At 73.2% G+C, this 15,726-nt stretch carries 12 protein-coding genes and 1 pseudogene; 6 read left to right on the top strand and 7 right to left on the bottom strand.

Going from position 1 to position 15,726, the window contains the following annotated elements:
* Positions 1–99 precede the first annotated feature (99 nt).
* Positions 100–1,302 carry an amino acid deaminase/aldolase gene (locus ACIBG6_RS33145; RefSeq protein ID WP_399226424.1) on the top strand — a complete coding sequence of 401 codons (1,203 nt, stop codon included), beginning with the start codon at positions 100–102 and terminating at the stop codon, positions 1,300–1,302.
* 6 nt (positions 1,303–1,308) lie between these two features.
* Here ACIBG6_RS33145 and ACIBG6_RS33140 read toward each other — a convergent pair whose 3' ends face one another.
* The 4 genes from ACIBG6_RS33140 to ACIBG6_RS33125 all read right to left on the bottom strand — a co-directional run bounded on the left by ACIBG6_RS33140 (position 1,309) and on the right by ACIBG6_RS33125 (position 6,282).
* Positions 1,309–2,562 carry an HAD family hydrolase gene (locus ACIBG6_RS33140; protein ID WP_399226423.1) on the bottom strand — a complete coding sequence of 418 codons (1,254 nt, stop codon included), beginning with the start codon at positions 2,560–2,562 and terminating at the stop codon, positions 1,309–1,311.
* A gap of 119 nt (positions 2,563–2,681) precedes the next feature.
* Entirely contained in the window at positions 2,682–3,503 is an 822-nt protein-coding gene (locus ACIBG6_RS33135) for a 3-oxoacyl-ACP reductase (RefSeq protein ID WP_399226422.1), read from the bottom strand.
* 6 nt (positions 3,504–3,509) lie between these two features.
* Positions 3,510–4,865: an aldehyde dehydrogenase family protein gene (locus ACIBG6_RS33130; RefSeq protein ID WP_399226421.1), complete on the bottom strand. Its 1,356-nt coding sequence runs from the start codon at positions 4,863–4,865 to the stop codon at positions 3,510–3,512.
* A 46-nt stretch (positions 4,866–4,911) separates the two neighbouring features.
* Complete coding sequence (locus tag ACIBG6_RS33125) at positions 4,912–6,282, bottom strand: glutamine synthetase family protein (protein ID WP_399226420.1); 1,371 nt, start codon at positions 6,280–6,282, stop codon at positions 4,912–4,914.
* A 90-nt stretch (positions 6,283–6,372) separates the two neighbouring features.
* On the opposite strand from ACIBG6_RS33125, the gene ACIBG6_RS33120 reads away from it, so the two are divergent.
* The 3 genes from ACIBG6_RS33120 (at position 6,373) to ACIBG6_RS33110 (ending at position 9,438) form a co-directional block, all read left to right on the top strand.
* Positions 6,373–7,101: a FadR/GntR family transcriptional regulator gene (locus ACIBG6_RS33120; protein ID WP_399226419.1), complete on the top strand. Its 729-nt coding sequence runs from the start codon at positions 6,373–6,375 to the stop codon at positions 7,099–7,101.
* A gap of 111 nt (positions 7,102–7,212) precedes the next feature.
* Positions 7,213–8,670, top strand: a complete 1,458-nt coding sequence (gene eat, locus ACIBG6_RS33115; RefSeq protein WP_399226418.1) for an ethanolamine permease — start codon at positions 7,213–7,215, stop codon at positions 8,668–8,670.
* A 60-nt stretch (positions 8,671–8,730) separates the two neighbouring features.
* Positions 8,731–9,438, top strand: coding sequence for a gamma-glutamyl-gamma-aminobutyrate hydrolase family protein (locus ACIBG6_RS33110; RefSeq protein WP_399226417.1), 708 nt, complete (start codon positions 8,731–8,733; stop codon positions 9,436–9,438).
* A gap of 13 nt (positions 9,439–9,451) precedes the next feature.
* Here ACIBG6_RS33110 and ACIBG6_RS33105 read toward each other — a convergent pair whose 3' ends face one another.
* Positions 9,452–10,576 (bottom strand): C45 family autoproteolytic acyltransferase/hydolase, encoded by a 1,125-nt coding sequence (locus ACIBG6_RS33105; protein WP_399226416.1) that lies wholly within the window; start codon positions 10,574–10,576, stop codon positions 9,452–9,454.
* Positions 10,573–12,030 (bottom strand): purine-cytosine permease family protein, encoded by a 1,458-nt coding sequence (locus ACIBG6_RS33100; RefSeq protein ID WP_399226414.1) that lies wholly within the window; start codon positions 12,028–12,030, stop codon positions 10,573–10,575. Before ACIBG6_RS33100 ends, ACIBG6_RS33105 begins: the two co-directional genes overlap by 4 nt.
* Positions 12,031–12,131: 101 nt before the next feature.
* Here ACIBG6_RS33100 and ACIBG6_RS33095 point away from each other — a divergent pair.
* Both ACIBG6_RS33095 and ACIBG6_RS33090 read left to right on the top strand, forming a co-directional pair.
* Positions 12,132–12,752: pseudogene (locus tag ACIBG6_RS33095) on the top strand (TetR/AcrR family transcriptional regulator); the annotation flags it as partial.
* A 289-nt stretch (positions 12,753–13,041) separates the two neighbouring features.
* Entirely contained in the window at positions 13,042–14,673 is a 1,632-nt protein-coding gene (locus ACIBG6_RS33090; RefSeq protein WP_399226413.1) for an amidohydrolase, read from the top strand.
* A 17-nt stretch (positions 14,674–14,690) separates the two neighbouring features.
* Here ACIBG6_RS33090 and ACIBG6_RS33085 read toward each other — a convergent pair whose 3' ends face one another.
* Positions 14,691–15,656, bottom strand: a complete 966-nt coding sequence (locus ACIBG6_RS33085) for a LysR family transcriptional regulator (protein ID WP_399226412.1) — start codon at positions 15,654–15,656, stop codon at positions 14,691–14,693.
* Between the last annotated feature and the right edge of the window lie 70 nt (positions 15,657–15,726).

Raw genomic sequence — 15,726 nt, 5'->3', positions numbered from 1 at the left:
AATGCCCGTCACTCTACGGGCTGTTCCCCGCCGCGGAGGAACCGGGCGGACCGGGGTCGGGGGCTACCCACCCGTATACCTGTCTGGCAAGCTCGGGCCATGACTCCCCGCGCCGCCGACCGGGCCCGTTACGACCGTGCCACCGCTCATCTCGACGCGCCCGTGGCGATCGTCGACCTGGAGGCCTTCGACGACAACGCGGCGGATCTCGTCCGCCGGGCCGCCGGCAAGCCGATCCGCGTCGCGAGCAAGTCCGTGCGCTGCCGCGCGCTCCTGGAGCGGGTGCTCGCGCGGGACGGGTTCGCCGGGATCATGTCGTTCACGCTCGACGAGTCGCTGTGGCTGGCGCGTGCCGGGTTCGACGACGTGCTGCTCGCGTACCCGTCGGCGGACCGCGCCGGCTTCGCCGAGCTCGCGCGGGATCCGAAGCTCGCGGCCGCCGTGACGGTGATGGTCGACGACGTGGCCCAGCTCGATCTGATCGACGCCGCCCGCGCGGGCGGGGCGGAGGAGGTCCGGGTCTGTCTGGAGCTGGACACGGCGCTCCAGCTCTTCGGCGGGCGGGTACGGATCGGGGCGCGGCGCTCGCCGCTGCGCACCCCCGCCGAGCTGGCCGAGGTGGCCCGTTCCGTGGTGCGGCGCCCGGGCTTCCGGCTGGTCGGGATCATGGCGTACGAGGGGCACGTCGCCGGCGTCGGCGACTCGGTCGCGGGGCGGCCGCTGCGCTCGCGGGCGATCCGGCTGATGCAGTCCGCGGCCCGCCGGGAGCTGGCGGAGCGCCGGGCGGCCGTCGTCCGTGCGGTACGGGCGGTGGCGCCGGACCTGGAGTTCGTGAACGGCGGCGGCACCGGGAGCGTGCAGCACACGGCCGCCGAGGACGCGGTGACGGAGATCGCCGCCGGTTCGGGGCTCTTCGTGCCGCGCCTCTTCGACAACTACACGTCCTTCAGCGGGCGTCCGGCCGCGCTGTTCGCGCAGCCCGTCGTCCGCCGCCCCGGTGTGGGCGTGGTGACGGTGCTGGGCGGCGGCTATCCGGCGTCCGGGGTGGCGGGCCCTGACCGGCTGCCCGTGCCGTATCTGCCGGAGGGCCTGCGGTACGACCCGCAGGAGGGTCCGGGCGAGGTCCAGACCCCGCTGCTCGGCTCGCCGGCCGACGACCTGCGGATCGGCGACAAGGTGTGGTTCCGGCACGCGAAGGCCGGCGAGCTGTGCGAGCGGTTCGAGAGCCTCCGGCTGGTCGAGGGTGACCGGATCACGGCCACCGTGCCGACCTACCGGGGGGAAGGGCGGACCTTCCTCTAGAGGCCGCTAGAAGACCGTGTCCCGCTGGTCCGGGATCACGGTGCCGTCCGGGCGGCGGACCGGTTCCGGCGTGCCGTCGCCCGCCGTGTAGCCCGTCGTGGCGCAGGGGTAGGGGCCGGCCTTCTGTCGCTTCGGCTCGATGAACATGGGGTTGACGAGCCAGCGGCCGTCGCCGTTCTCGTACGCCCGGCACATGACTTCGTTCTTGTTGCGGTTGAGGACCAGCCGCAGGCCGGTGGCGTCCCGCAGGAACGAGATGTCCGTGTCGGAGTCCCCGGCGGCGAACACCTGCCGCCGTGAGGCCGGCTGGACGCGCTCGGCGGCGGGGCCGCGCACACCGAGGATCTCCTGGTTGATCCAGCAGCGTTTGCCGTCGATGTAGGTGATCATCTCGTCCTTGCCGTCCCGGACGGTGCCGCAGCCCTTGAGGTGGGCGGTGAGCCGGCCGTGCTCGGTGGTGTTGCGGATGCCGAGGGTGTGGGAGGGGTCGACCCCTACGCCCTTCGCCCAGACGTCGACGACCGGTTCGGGCGAGGCGGAGACGACCCAGACGTCGAAGCCCGCGGCCTTGAGCGTACGGATGAGGTCGCGCTGCTGGTCGTAGTAGCGAACCCAGCCGGTGACCTGGGCCGTGCCGACCCGCTGGGTGGCGCCCTGCGGCGCGGCGAGGTTCTCGGTGCGGGCCGCGGCGGCGAAGGACTCGACCTGGCGGGTGGTCCAGCCGCGCAGGAGCTGGGCCAGCCAGGCGTACTGGGGTTCCATGCGGCGGTGGTCGTAGCCCGCGAAAGCCCCCTCGCCCCCTGTGGTGGTGCCTTCGCCGTACACGGCGAGGAGCTCGTCGGCGCAGCGGGTGTCGGTGGCCGTGGGGAGGGTGCGTACGCCGGTGGGACACGCCTCGCCGAGGGCGGCGGCGGCCTCGGGGGTGAGGTGGCGGCTGGTGGTGGACCAGTCGCCGTTCCGGGGCGGGCGTATGCGGTCGTTGCGCAGGAGCCAGTAGAAGGTGGCGTCGCCGACGTCGTTCTTGATGACGGTGTTGTCCCAGTCGAAGACCGCGACGGGCTTCTTCCCCTTGTCTCGGCAGTGGTCGGCGATCAGCGCGTCGATGCGCGCCTTGTTGTCGCCGTACCAGCCTTCGGAGACCTTCAGGGTCGGGCATCCGGCGGGCTTCGCCTCGGCCTGGGTGGCGGAGGCGAGGCCGGTCGCCGCGAGGGCGAGCGCGGCGGCGGCCGCGGACGTGCGGAGACGGAGTCGGTGGTTCATGATCGCTCTCCTGTCGGGACTGTGGTCGGGACTGAGGTCGGGACTGTTCCGGACGCGGAACAGCCGGGCGCCTTGCGACGCCCGGCTGCCGGGTGGGGGGTGTGGGGGATGCGTGGGGCCTAGAGCGGGGTCACGTACGCGCCCGAGATTCCGCCGTCGACGAGGAAGTCGCTGGCGTTGACGAAGGAGGAGTCGTCGCTCGCGAGGAACGCGACGGCGGCGGCGATCTCCTCCGCCTCGGCGAAGCGCCCGACCGGGATGTGCACGAGGCGGCGCGCGGCCCGCTCCGGGTCCTTGGCGAACAGCTCCCGGAGAAGGGGGGTGTTGACCGGTCCGGGGCAGAGGGCGTTGACCCGGATGCCCTCGCGGGCGAACTGGACGCCCAGCTCGCGGGACATCGCGAGGACACCGCCCTTGGACGCCGTGTACGAGATCTGGCTGGTGGCCGCGCCCATGATCGCGACGAAGGAGGCGGTGTTGATGATGGAGCCCCTGCCCTGACGGCGCATGTAGGGGAGGGCGGCCTTGCAGCACAGGAAGACGGAGGTGAGGTTGACGTCCTGGACGCGCTTCCAGGCCTCCAGGCCGGTCTCCAGGATGGAGTCGTCGTCGGGCGGCGAGATACCGGCGTTGTTGAAGGCGATGTCGACGGAGCCGTAGGTCTCGAAGGCGGTGCGGAACAGCGCCTCGACCTCCTCCGGGTCGGTGACGTCGACCTTCACGAAGGTGCCGCCGACGGCCTCGGCCGCGGCCTTGCCGGCCACCTCGTCGATGTCGCCGCAGACGACGTTCGCGCCCTCGGAGGCGAGCCGGCGGGCGGTGGCGAGTCCGATGCCGCTGCCGGCTCCGGTGATGACGGCGGTACGGCCGACCAGGCGGCGGCAGATGGCGGGGGCCTGGGGGGAACCCCCAGAGGATGTCACGGTTTCGGTGCTGGTCATGGGTGCTCAGGCCTCCGTGCTGATGAAGACGTTCTTGGTTTCGGTGAAGGCGGTCAGGGCGTCGGGGCCCAGTTCACGGCCGAGGCCGGACTGCCGGTAGCCGCCGAACGGGGTCCAGTAGCGGACGCTGGAGTGGGAGTTGACGGAGAGGTTGCCGGCCCGGACGGCGCGGGAGGCGCGCAGGGCGCGGCCGACGTCCCGGGTCCAGATCGAGCCGGAGAGGCCGTACTCGGTGGCGTTGGCGAGCCGGATCGCGTCGGCCTCGTCGTCGAAGGGCAGGACGACGGCGACCGGGCCGAAGATCTCCTCGACGGCGCAGGGCGCGTCCTCGGGTACGCCGGTGAGGACGGTCGGCGGGAACCAGAAGCCGGGGCCTTCGGGGGCCTTGCCGCGGATCCCCTGGAGGTCCTCGGTGACGTACGAGCGGACGCGGTCGAGCTGGGCGCGGGAGATGAGCGGGCCCATCTGCGTGCGCTCGTCGAGCGGGTCGCCGACGACGATCTCCTCGATCGCGGGGGTGAGGAGCTCCAGGAAGCGGTCGTACGCGCTCCGCTGCACGAGGATGCGGGTGCGGGCGCAGCAGTCCTGGCCGCTGTTGTCGAGGAAGGCCATCGGCGCCGCGGCGGCCGCCGCCTCGATGTCCGCGTCGGCGAAGACGATGTTGGGGCTCTTGCCGCCGAGTTCGAGGGTGAGTCGCTTCACCTGGTCGGCGCACTTGGCCATGATCGATTTTCCGACCCTGGTGGAGCCGGTGAAGACGATCTTCGCGATGCCGGGGTGCTCGACGAGGGCGTTACCCGCGACGGGTCCCGTGCCGGGGAGGACCTGGAAGAGGCCTTCGGGCAGGCCGGCCTCCAGGGCGAGCTCGGCGAGGCGGAGCGCGGTGAGGGGGGTGGTCTCGGCGGGCTTGAGGAGGACGGCGTTGCCGGCGGCGAGGGCGGGTGCGGTGGCCCAGGCGGCGATCGGCATGGGGAAGTTCCAGGGCGCGATGACGCCGACGACCCCGAGGGGTTCGAGGAGGGTGACGTCGAGGCCGCCGGCCACCGGGATCTGGCGTCCGTTGAGGCGCTCCACTCCCCCGGCGGCGAAGTCGAGCAGGTCGCGGACGTTACCGGCCTCCCAGCGGGCGTTGCCGAGGGTGTGCCCGGCCTCGGTGACCTCCAGCCGGGCGAGTTCCTCGGTGTGCGCGTCGACGACGGCGGCGAAGCGTCGGAGGAGCCGGGCGCGGTCGGCGGGCGCGGCGGCGGCCCAGCCGCGCTGGGCGGCGGTGGCTCGTGCGACGGCGGCGTCGACGTCGGCCGGGGTGGCGGCGGGGACGGTGGCGACCAGCTCCTCCGTCGCCGGGTTCAGTACCTGGAGCAACTCGTTCCTCTCTCTTGTCACAAGTGCCGGTCAGCCGGCCGGCCGGTCACAGACGTTCGAAGGAGCGGCGCAGCTCCCAGTCGGTCACCGCGGCGTCGAAGGCGTCGAGTTCGACGCGGGCCATGTTGCGGTAGTGGGCGACGACCTCGGCGCCGAAGGCGGCCTTGGCGATCTCGCTGGTGTCCCAGAGTTCGGCGGCCTCGCGCAGCGTGGTGGGGACGTGCGCGTACTCGCCGGTGTAGGCGTTCCCGGTGCAGGGCTCCGGGAGTTCGAGCTTCTGCTCGATCCCGTACAGGCCGGCGGCGACCAGGCCCGCGACGGCGAGGTAGGGGTTGACGTCGCCGCCGGGGAGGCGGTTCTCGAAGCGGGTGGAGCGGCCGTGGCCGACGACCCGGAGCGAGCAGGTGCGGTTGTCGTGGCCCCAGGCGACGGCGGTGGGGGCGAAGGAGCCGGGCTGGAACCGCTTGTAGGAGTTGATGTTGGGGGCGTAGAGGAGGGAGAAGTCGCGGAGGGCGGCGAGCTGTCCGGCGAGGAAGTGCCGCATGGTCGCGGACATGCCGTGCGGGTCGTCCCCCGCCATCACGTTCGTGCCCGCGTCGTCGATGGACTGGAGGGACAGATGGATGTGGCAGGAGTTGCCCTCGCGCTCGTTGTACTTCGCCATGAAGGTGAGCGAGTAGCCCTCCTGGGAGGCGATCTCCTTGGCGCCCGTCTTGTAGACGGCGTGCCGGTCGCAGGTGACGAGGGCCTCGTCGTACTTGAAGGCGATCTCGTGCTGGCCGGGGTTGCACTCGCCCTTGGCGGACTCGACGGTGAGTCCGGCGGCGGTCATCTCGTTGCGGATGCGGCGCAGGAGGGGTTCGATGCGACCGGTACCGAGGACGGAGTAGTCGATGTTGTACTGGTTGGCGGGGGTGAGGCCGCGGTAGTTCGCGTCCCAGGCCTGCTCGTAGCTGTCGTTGAAGACGATGAACTCGAGCTCGGTGCCGACGTGGGCGGTGAAGCCGTGCTCGGCGAGGCGCTCCAGCTGGCGGCGGAGGATCTGGCGGGGGGCCGCGACGACCGGGCTGCCGTCGGCCCAGGCGAGGTCGGCCGTCACCATGGCGGTGGCCTCGTTCCAGGGGACGCGGCGGAGGGTGGCGAGGTCGGGGTGCATCGCGAAGTCGCCGTAGCCGCGGTCCCAGGAGGACATCTCGTAGCCCTCGACGGTGTTCATCTCGGTGTCGACGGCCAGAAGATAGTTGCAGCCCTCGGTGCCGTGGCCGAGGACGTCGTCCAGGAAGAACTGTGCGGCGAACCGCTTGCCCTGGAGCCGTCCCTGCATGTCGGGGAAGGCCAGGACGACGGTGTCGATCTCGCCGCTCGCGACGAGGGCGCGCAGCTCCTCGACGGTGAGCGGGGGTGTGCGGTCTGCCACGGGATTGCTCCTCCTTCGGCCTGCCGGGAGCCATAAGGTATTGCCGAAGACCATTGCTTGGGAAGTCCTGGAGAAAGGGAAACGAGGAACGTGGCCAGTACGAGTGAACCGGCGGACCGGCTGACGCCCGTGCTGCGGCCGGTGCGGGCGGGCAACGGCTTCGAGGAGGCGCTGCAGCAGATCCTCCAGGTGGTACGGCTCGGTCTCGTGCCGGGCGGGGAGCGGCTGCCCGCCGAGCGGGAGCTGGCCGAGCGGATGGGGATCAGCCGGGTGACCCTGCGCGAGGTCCTCAAGGTCCTCCAGGAGCAGGGCCTCGTCGAGAGCCGGCGCGGCCGGTACGGCGGGACGTTCGTGCTGCCCCGCGTCCAGACCGCCGACGAGGACGAGCTGCGCCGCCGGATCGCCTCGGTCGACATGGAGGACATCCTGCGCTTCCGTGAGGTCCTGGAGGTGGGGGCCGCCGGGCTCTGCGCGGCCCACGGGCTCGACGCGGCGGGCGCCGAGCGGCTGCGGGCCGCCGTGGCGGCGACCCATGACGCCCCCCTGGCCGAATACCGCCGCCAGGACACCCTGCTCCACCTCACGCTCGCCGAGCTCTCCGGCTCGCCGACGCTGACCGCCCAGTACGCCGCCGTCCGGGCGACGGTGAACGACCTCCTCGACTGCATCCCCCTGCTCGTACGCAATCTGGAGCACTCCCAGCACCAGCACACCGCACTGGTGGAGGCGGTCCTCGACGGGGACGCGGACGCGGCGCGCGAGGTGATGCGCGAGCACTGCGCGGGCACGGCGGCGCTGCTGCGGGGTTTCCTGACGTAGGGAAAGGGCACGCGTAACCCGAAAGTAACGCACGGGGGTTGCGCATCCCGCACGGCGCCGCAAAGGTATGGCTCCAATCCATTGGGCCCGTTGCGGGGAGCTGACGCTGCCATGACGCTCGAAGAAACGACCGGGAACACCTCCGGCGGCACCACCCCACCGAAGGACGACTACCTGGAGCGCCGCGCGCTGCGCCGCGGCAGCGCCGGCTGGCTGCTGCTCACCGGCCTCGGCGTCGCCTACGTGGTCTCCGGGGACTTCTCCGGCTGGAACATCGGCCTGTCGAAGGGCGGCTTCGGCGGACTCGCCATCGCCACCGTCCTCATGGGCGCGATGTACGCCTGTCTGGTCTTCGCGCTCGCCGAGCTCTCCGCCATCCTGCCCACGGCGGGCGGCGGCTACGGCTTCGCCCGGCGGGCGCTCGGCACCTGGGGCGGGTTCCTCACCGGCACCGCGATCCTCATCGAGTACGTCCTCGCCCCCGCCGCGATCTCCATCTTCATCGGCGACTACGTCGAGTCCCTCGGCCTCTTCGGCCTGGAGTCCGGCTGGCCGGTCTACCTCGTCTGCTTCGCGCTCTTCATCGGCATCCACCTGTGGGGCGTGGGCGAGGCGCTGCGGTTCAGCCTGATCGTGACGGCCATCGCGGTCGCGGCGCTCGTCGTCTTCGCGCTCGGCGCGTTCACCGACTTCCACGTCGACGGCCTGAACGACATCCCGGTCGACGGCGAGGCCTTCGGGTCGAACTCCTGGCTCCCCTTCGGACTGCTCGGGATCTGGGCCGCGTTCCCCTTCGGCATGTGGTTCTTCCTCGGAGTGGAGGGCGTGCCGCTCGCCGCCGAGGAGGCGAAGGACCCGGTGCGGTCGATGCCGAGGGCGCTCGCGATCTCGATGGGGATCCTGGTGCTCCTCGCCGTCATGACCTTCCTCGCCGCCACCGGCGCGCGCGGCTCGGCCGCCGTGCAGGAGGCGGGGAACCCGCTCGTCGTGGCGCTCCAGGGCGACGGGGAGCCGACGGCGCTCAGCCGCTTCGTGAACTACGCGGGCCTCGCGGGCCTGGTCGCCTCCTTCTTCTCCCTCATCTACGCCGGATCACGCCAGCTGTTCGCCCTCTCCCGGGCCGGCTACCTGCCCCGCTTCCTCTCCCTCACCAGCCGCCGCAAGTCGCCGTACCTGGGGCTGCTCATCCCGGGCGCGATCGGCTTCGCCCTCGCCGCCGGCACCGGCAACGGGGCGCGGATGCTGAACATCGCGGTCTTCGGCGCCACCATCTCGTACGCCCTCATGGCGCTCTCGCACATCGTGCTGCGGCGCCGCGAGCCCGGCCTCCACCGGCCGTACCGGACGCCCGGCGGAATCGTGACCTCGTCCATCGCCTTCGTCCTGGCCCTCTCGGCGCTCGTCGCGACCTTCCTGGTGGACCGGACGGCGGCGTTCATGGCGCTCGGGGTGTACGTGATCGCTCTCGCCTACTTCGCGTTCTACAGTCGGCACCATCTGGTGGCCGGCGCGCCGGAGGAGGAGTTCGCGGCGCTCGCCGCGGCCGAGGCCGAGCTCGCACGCGACTGATTCACCTGATGCACCTGATGCACCTGATGCACTGACACTCGGCAGCTCTGGAGGAAGTACGTGCCCAAGCCGCTCATCGGCGTGACCACCTATCTGGACCAGGCCCGCTGGGGGGTGTGGGACATGCAGGCCGCGCTGCTCCCCGCGCCGTACCCGCGGCTCGTCCGCGAGAGCGGGGGGCTCGCCGTGATGCTGCCGCCGGACGAGCCGGCCGCCGCGGCGGAGGTCGTGGCCCGGCTCGACGGGCTGGTCGTCGCGGGCGGGGCGGACGTCGAGCCCGTACGGTACGGGGCCGAGCCCGACCCCCGTACCGGCCCACCGGCCCGCGCCCGGGACTCCTGGGAACTGGCCCTGATCGACGCGGCCCTGGCCTCCGGCACCCCGCTCCTCGGGATCTGCCGTGGGATGCAGCTGCTGAACGTGGCCCTCGGCGGGACGCTGGTCCAGCACCTGGACGGGCATGTGGAGGCGGTCGGGGTGATCGGCCGGCACGCGGTCAAGCCGGTCCCGCACACCAGGTACGCCTCCCTGGTGCCCGAGCTGACCGAGGTCCCGACCTATCACCACCAGGCCGTGGACCGGCTGGGTGCGGGCCTCACGGCCTCGGCCCACGCCGAGGACGGCACGGTGGAGGCGGTGGAACTGGCCGCCCCCGTCTGGGCCCTCGGCGTGCAGTGGCATCCCGAGATGGGCGAGGACCTGCGCGTGATGCGAGGCCTCGTCGAGGCGGCGGGGGCGGGGGCGGGGGCGGGGGCGGACCGGCGGTAACCGGGAGGCTCGTTCAGCGGGTGGGCGCCGTGAGCGGTGTCCAGCTCGCGGGGCCCGCCGTGCACGGCCCGCCGTCATGCACCAGGAGGCGCCGCTCGGCCGGGTCGACCGCGACCGTGGCCAGCGTCGCCCACCTGCCGCCCAGGGTCCCCTCGGCGGGGGCGTGGCAGCAGACCTCGGCGCCGTCCTCCCGGTGTGCGGTGAGCAGGTCCACGAGGGTGTCGGTGCCGAGCGGGCCGGTGCCGAGCAGGCCGGTGTCGAGCAGGCCGGTGTGTTCGCGGACGCGGGTGGTGAGCAGGCGGTGGCGGTCGTACGTCTCCGGCTCCCGGCGCCCGCGCAGTTCGCCGGCGGCGAGGCCCGGGTCGAGGAAGTGGTTCGTGCGGACCAGCCAGCCCCGGTCGTCCGGGGCGACGACCGCCGAACCGCCGGGGGCGAGTTCGACGGAGGCGGCTCGGTCCGCCGTCACCACGGTGATGACCGTGGAGGCGGATACCGGCGCGGAGGTGAGGATGTCGACCGCCTCCTCGAACGACCCGGCCGCGCCGAGCACCTGACGGGCCACGAGGTGGACGGGGACGCCGGTGGCGGCGTCGCCGGTGTGGCCGAGGATGTTGAAGAGCACGCCCACACCGGCGTCGTTGACGCCGATCTTCGCGAGGATTCCGTGCTCGGTGATCCCCGCGAAGCCGCGGACGTCGCCGGTCACGGTCTGGAGGTGCCAGGCGTCGGCCAGCTCCTCGTGCCAGTCCCAGCACTGGCCGCCGGCGGTCCCGGCGCCGTCGGTACGGACGAGGGTGGAGCACTCCCCCGCCCTCGGCGCACCGGCCTCGGCGAGGATCTCGGTGCGCGCGTTGAGCGCGGCGATCGTCTGGAACGGCATCCCGGCGCCCTCGGCGACTCCCTCCATCTCCTCGACGAGCTCGGGCGCCCAGGCCCGGGTCGCGTCGACGGTACGGAGGGCGAGGGCGGCGACGTCCGGCATCCGTGCGCCGCTCGACGCGCCCGCGGCGACGGTCGCGAAGAGTTCCCCGTAGACCTGCCACGCGCGTCGGATGCCCTCGCGGGCCTGTCGGCCCCGGTCCTCGCCCCGGCGTCTCGGCGAGTCCCCGCTGATCCGGAGGACCGTACGGGCGTTCACGCGCGCGCCCGGGCGGCGCGCACGGTGGAGTCGTTCCGCATCAGGAGGGCGTAGACGGCCGCGGCGACCGTCATGCCGACGGGGAGGGAGAGGTCCAGGCCGCCCAGGGCCGCGGCGACGGGGCCGGTGTAGAGGGTGTCGACGCAGAGGGCCGCCGAGGTGGTGCCCGCCGTGAGGGCGATCGCGCCCGCGAGGTTGACGCCGCCAGTGTACCAGAAGGGGCCGCGCGGGGTCTCGTCGGAGAGCGCGGGGCCGTCGTACCGGCACCGGCGCAGCACGATGTCGGTCGCGTAGACGGCCATCAGGGGGCCGCTCAGGACCACGATCAGCTGGAGGGCGTTGCTGACGGTGTCGAGGAAGTCGGAGACGAGCAGCCCGTAGAGGGTCAGGGCCACGGCGACGGCGCCGTCGAAGAGGACGCTGACGGTACGGCGGATGCGGAGGCCGACGGCCTGGAGGGCGAGGCCGGCGCTGTAGGCGGTCAGGGCGTTGATGGAGATCGTGCCGAGGACGAGGGCGAGCAGGAAGACGGGGGTGAACCAGCCGGGCAGGATCGTCTGGAGGGCGTTCTGCGGGTCGCCCATGTCGACGGCGGTCGCGGCGAACGCGCCGAGGGAACAGACGACGACGCTGGGCAGGAAGGCGCCGAGGGCGGTCCAGCCGACGATCGCCTTCTTCGAGGCCGTGCGGGGCAGGTAGCGGGAGAAGTCGGCGCTCGTGGTGTACGAGAGCGGGCCCGAGGCGATCATCGTGGTGCCCGCGATGAGGAGGGCCCAGAGCGAGGTGCCGCCGAGCGGCTCGGCGGGGGCGTACGAGAAGTCGGCGTGGCGCAGGACGGCGAACGCGACGACGGCGAAGGCCGCGACGAGGGCGAGGGTGATCGGCACGTACAGCTTGATGATCAGGGCGTGGCCGTAGACGCTGATGGCCAGGGTGAGCGCGGCGATGACCACGATCACGGCCACCTTGACGGGGGTGTTCGCCGTGATGCCGGTCTTCTCGACGAGCGCGAAGGCGGCGGTCGCCGCGGCGGCGAGGTTGAGGGCGAAGTAGCAGACGGAGACGAGCCAGCCGCCGACCGCGTTGTTCACGCGGTTGCCGAGGACGCCGTAGACGGCCCGGGTGATCACCTCGCTGGGCGCGCCGGCGGCCGGGCCCGAGGTGGCGAGGAGTCCGGTGAGCAGCCAGAAGAGGTTGCCGACGACGATCACGGCGACGGCCTGCCAGAGCGTCAGGCCCATGAGCACGAGGGCTCCGCCGATGACGAGGCTGAGGTAGTTGACGTTGGCCGCGGCCCACACGGAGAAGAGCTCGCGGGGGTGTCCGTGGCGTTCGCCGTCGGGGATGTGATCGATGCCGTGGGCCTCGATGCGGCCGGGCCTGTCGGCGGCGGCCGACGGGGTGACCTCGACGCCCTGGGAGCGGGGGATCGGGTCGGGGATCGTGGAAGCCATGCGGCCCTCCGGGTGCGGGTGGTGCCCACCAGGCGACCGTTCGGTGTCCACCTGGTTGCCCCTGGTTGCTTATTGGTCGCACACTCAATAGCATCCCGGGTATGTCGTCAAGCGTTCAGCGCAAGCGCGTTCGGAAATCCCCGGAAGCCCGGCGGGCGGAGATCGTGGAGACCGCGGCCCGGGTCGCCCTGACCGAGGGCCTGGAGTGCGTCACCCTGCGGCGGATCGCCGAGGAGCTCGCCGTACGGCCCGGTCTGATCAGCCACTACTTCCCCTCGGCGGAGGATCTGGTGGGCGAGGCCTTCAGCGTCGCCTCCACCGGCGAGCTCGACGCGCTGCTGCCCGCGGACCGGCCGCACGGGACGCCCACGCAGTACCTCGCGCGCTACTTCGCCCTCTCGGCGGGAGAGGCGTACGACGACATCAGCCGTCTCTGGATCAACGCCCGCCACCTGAGCCGCTACCGGCCCGTCCTGCGCGACCGGGTCGCCGAGCAGGAGCTCGCCTCCGACGACCGGCTGGAAACGCTCATCCGCGAGGGCGTCGCGCGGGGCGAGTTCCGTACGGACGACCCGCGGACGGCGGCCATCCAGATCCTGGTGGTGCTCGACGGCCTGGGCGCCCACGCCAACACCGACCGGAGCAACCGGCCCGCGGCCGTGACGCGGATGGCCGTCACGACGGCGGAGCGGGAACTCGGCCTGGCGCACGGCGCCCTGACCGACCTACCACCGCTCGCGGAGCCGTCGGTCGAACCGGCCTCGCCCGTCACGCCCGTCACGACGGTCGAACCGGATGAGCCCGTCACGCCCGTCACGACGGTCGAACCGGATGAGCCGCGTGAACCGGTCGAAGCGGATGAGCCGGATGAGCCGGTTCAGCCCAACGTGCTCGACGAGCCCGCTGCCCCAGCCGCTCCCCACTGACCCCTCGCCCCACCGGCCTTACCCGGCCCCACAGCTAACCCTCCCCGCCTCCCCCGTACCGCCCCCTCCTCCCCTGGAGCCACCCGTGCGCGCCACCCGACTCGTCCTGCTCTCCGCCCGACTGCTCGACCCCGGCACGGGGGCGTTCCTGCCGCAGACCGCGCTCGCCGTCTCCGGCGACGGCCGGATCTCCGCCCTGGGCGACGACCGTGAGATCCGCGCCCTCGCCGGTCCCGGCACCACCGTCGTCGACGTCAAGGGCGCCGTCGTCACGCCCGGGCTCGTGGACGGCCACGTCCACCCGGTCACCGGCGCCGAGCTGACCGGGGGCCTCGACCTCTCGCACTGCGCCGGTCTCGACGACGTACGGGAGGCGCTCGCCCGGGAGGTCCGCCGCCTCGCCCGCGGGGAGTGGCTGTTCGCCTGGGGGCTCGACCCGAACGTCTTCGGCGACCGGCCCGTCGGGATCGCCCCCTTCGACTCCGTCCTCGACGGGGTGCCCGCCTTCCTGCTGCTCTTCGATGCCCACTCGGCGCTGGCCAGCCGCCGGGCGCTCGAACTCGCCGGCGTCGACGGGCCGCGTACCTTCGCGCAGGCCTCAGCCGAGGTCGTCTGCGACGCGGCCGGGCGCCCGACCGGTCTGCTCCAGGAGGACGCGGCCTGCGGGCTGGTCGAGCGGGTCGCCCCGCAGCCGACCCGCGAGGAGCGCCGGGAGGGGCTCGCCGCCGCCCTGCGGTCGATGGCGGCGGCCGGTCTGACCGGCGGCCACGTCATGGACGCCAACGGCGAGAGCCTCGCGCTGTACGGGGAGCTCGACGCCGCCGGCGAGCTGCCGCTGCGGCTGCGCGTCGCGCCCTGGTGCCAGCCCGGCACCGACGCGGACGGGGTCCGCGCCCTGATCGAGCAGCAGGGCACGGGCGGCGCCCTGTGGCGGGTGGCGGGCGTGAAGCTCTTCATGGACGGGACCATCGACAACGGCACCGCGTGGCTGGAGCGGCCCGACCGCCACGGCGAGTCCACGGCCGCGTTCTGGCCGGATCCCGCCGCGTACACGCACATCGTCGGGGAACTGCACCGGGCGGGCGTGGCCACCGCGACGCACGCGATCGGGGACGCGGCCGTACGGCACGTGCTCGACTCCGTCGAAAAGGCCCAGGCCTCGGACGCGGTCCGGGTACGCCACCGGGTGGAGCACATCGAGACGGTGCCGGACGACACGCTGCGCCGCTTCGCCGAGCTCGGGGTCGTCGCGTCCATGCAGCCCACGCACTGCTGCGACTTCACCCGCGCCGACCACACCGACAACTGGTCGCGCCGCCTCGGCGAGGAGCGGGCCTCGCGCGCCTGGCGCTGCCGCGACCTGGTGGACTCCGGGGCGCCCTTCGTCCTCGGCTCCGACTGGCCGATCGCGCCGTTCCCGCCGCTCGGCGTGCTGGCCGGCGCCCGGCACCGTCGCCCGAGCCGCGACCTCGGCCAGGCGCCGCACGGGCCCGAGCAGGCGCTGACGGCGCTGGAGGCGCTGCGGGGCATGACGACGGGACCGGCGTACGCGGCGGGCGAGGAGCACGAGGCGGGCCGGCTCGCGCTCGGCCACCGCGCCGACCTCACGGTCTTCGCGGACAGCCCGGTCACCACGGCGGCGACCGATCTCCCGGACCTGCCGGTCCTCCTCACGGTCCTGGACGGCCGGATCACCCACCGCGCGGCAGGCGTCTGACGCTTTTCCGGCCCGTCTCAGCCCGTCGGGCGGGCGCGGGTCAGGGACAGCAGGTCGCGGGCCGGGCCCGTCGGGCGGTGTCCGGCGGGCCAGACCGCGCGCAGGTCGCGGCGGAGCAGGACGCCCTCGACGGGGATGGCGACCAGGCGGCGGGAGGCCAGCTCCTCGGTGATGGCGAGTTCGCTGAGGACGGCCGGGCCCGCCCCGCTGACGACGGCGGCCTTCACGGCCGTCGTGGAGGCGAGTTCGAGGAGCGGCTCGGCGAGCCCGCCGTGCCCGGCCAGCGCCGCGTCCAGGACCTGCCGGGTGCCCGAGCCGCGCTCCCGCAGGATCAGCGGGGTCGCGGCCAGTTCCGCCGGGTCCAGGGGGCGCCCGCGGCGCCGGGCCCAGGGATGCGAGGGGGCGGCGACGAGCGCGAGCCGGTCGTGCGCGACGACGACCCCGTCGAGGCCGTCCGGCACGGCGAGCCCCTCCACGAAGCCGACGTCCGCGTCGCCCGCGAAGAGCCGTTGCGCGACCGCCGCGGAGTTCCCCGCCTGGAGCGACACGGCCGTGTCGGGGCGCTCGGCGCGCAGCGCGATCAGCCAGCCCGGCAGCAGGTACTCGGCGATGGTCATGGACGCGGCCACCCGCAGGCGCGAGTCGCGTCGCCCACGCAGGGCCTGGGCGCCCGCGTCGAAGGCCTCCGCGGCCTCGACGATCCGCCGCGCCCAGTCCGTCACGAGCGCGCCCGCGTCGGTGAGCCGCGAGCCGCGCGGCGAGCGGTCGACGAGCGCCACTCCGAGCTGCCGCTCCATCGAGCGGATCCGGCTGCTCGCGGCGGGCTGGGTGATCCCGACCTCGCGGGCGGCCGCGCCGAGGCTGCCGTGCCGGGCGACGGCGATGAGGAGTTCGAGCGCGCCGAGATCCGGCACCCGGTGGGACAGGTGCGGCCTCGGCTCGTCGCCCTGTGTCCCGTGCCGGCCCGCCATCTCACTGCTCATAAACCCAGCTTATGACGTCATAGTCATAAGATCCCTGGTGGGTGCGGTGAAAGGGAGCGACGGTGGGGTC

Origin of the sequence: Streptomyces sp. NPDC050842 (assembly GCF_044456565.1) — a bacterium.
Taxonomy (GTDB): Bacteria; Actinomycetota; Actinomycetes; order Streptomycetales; family Streptomycetaceae; genus Streptomyces.
Note: the sequence above shows the minus strand (reverse complement) of the source record. Positions and strands in the feature narration are given on the sequence as shown.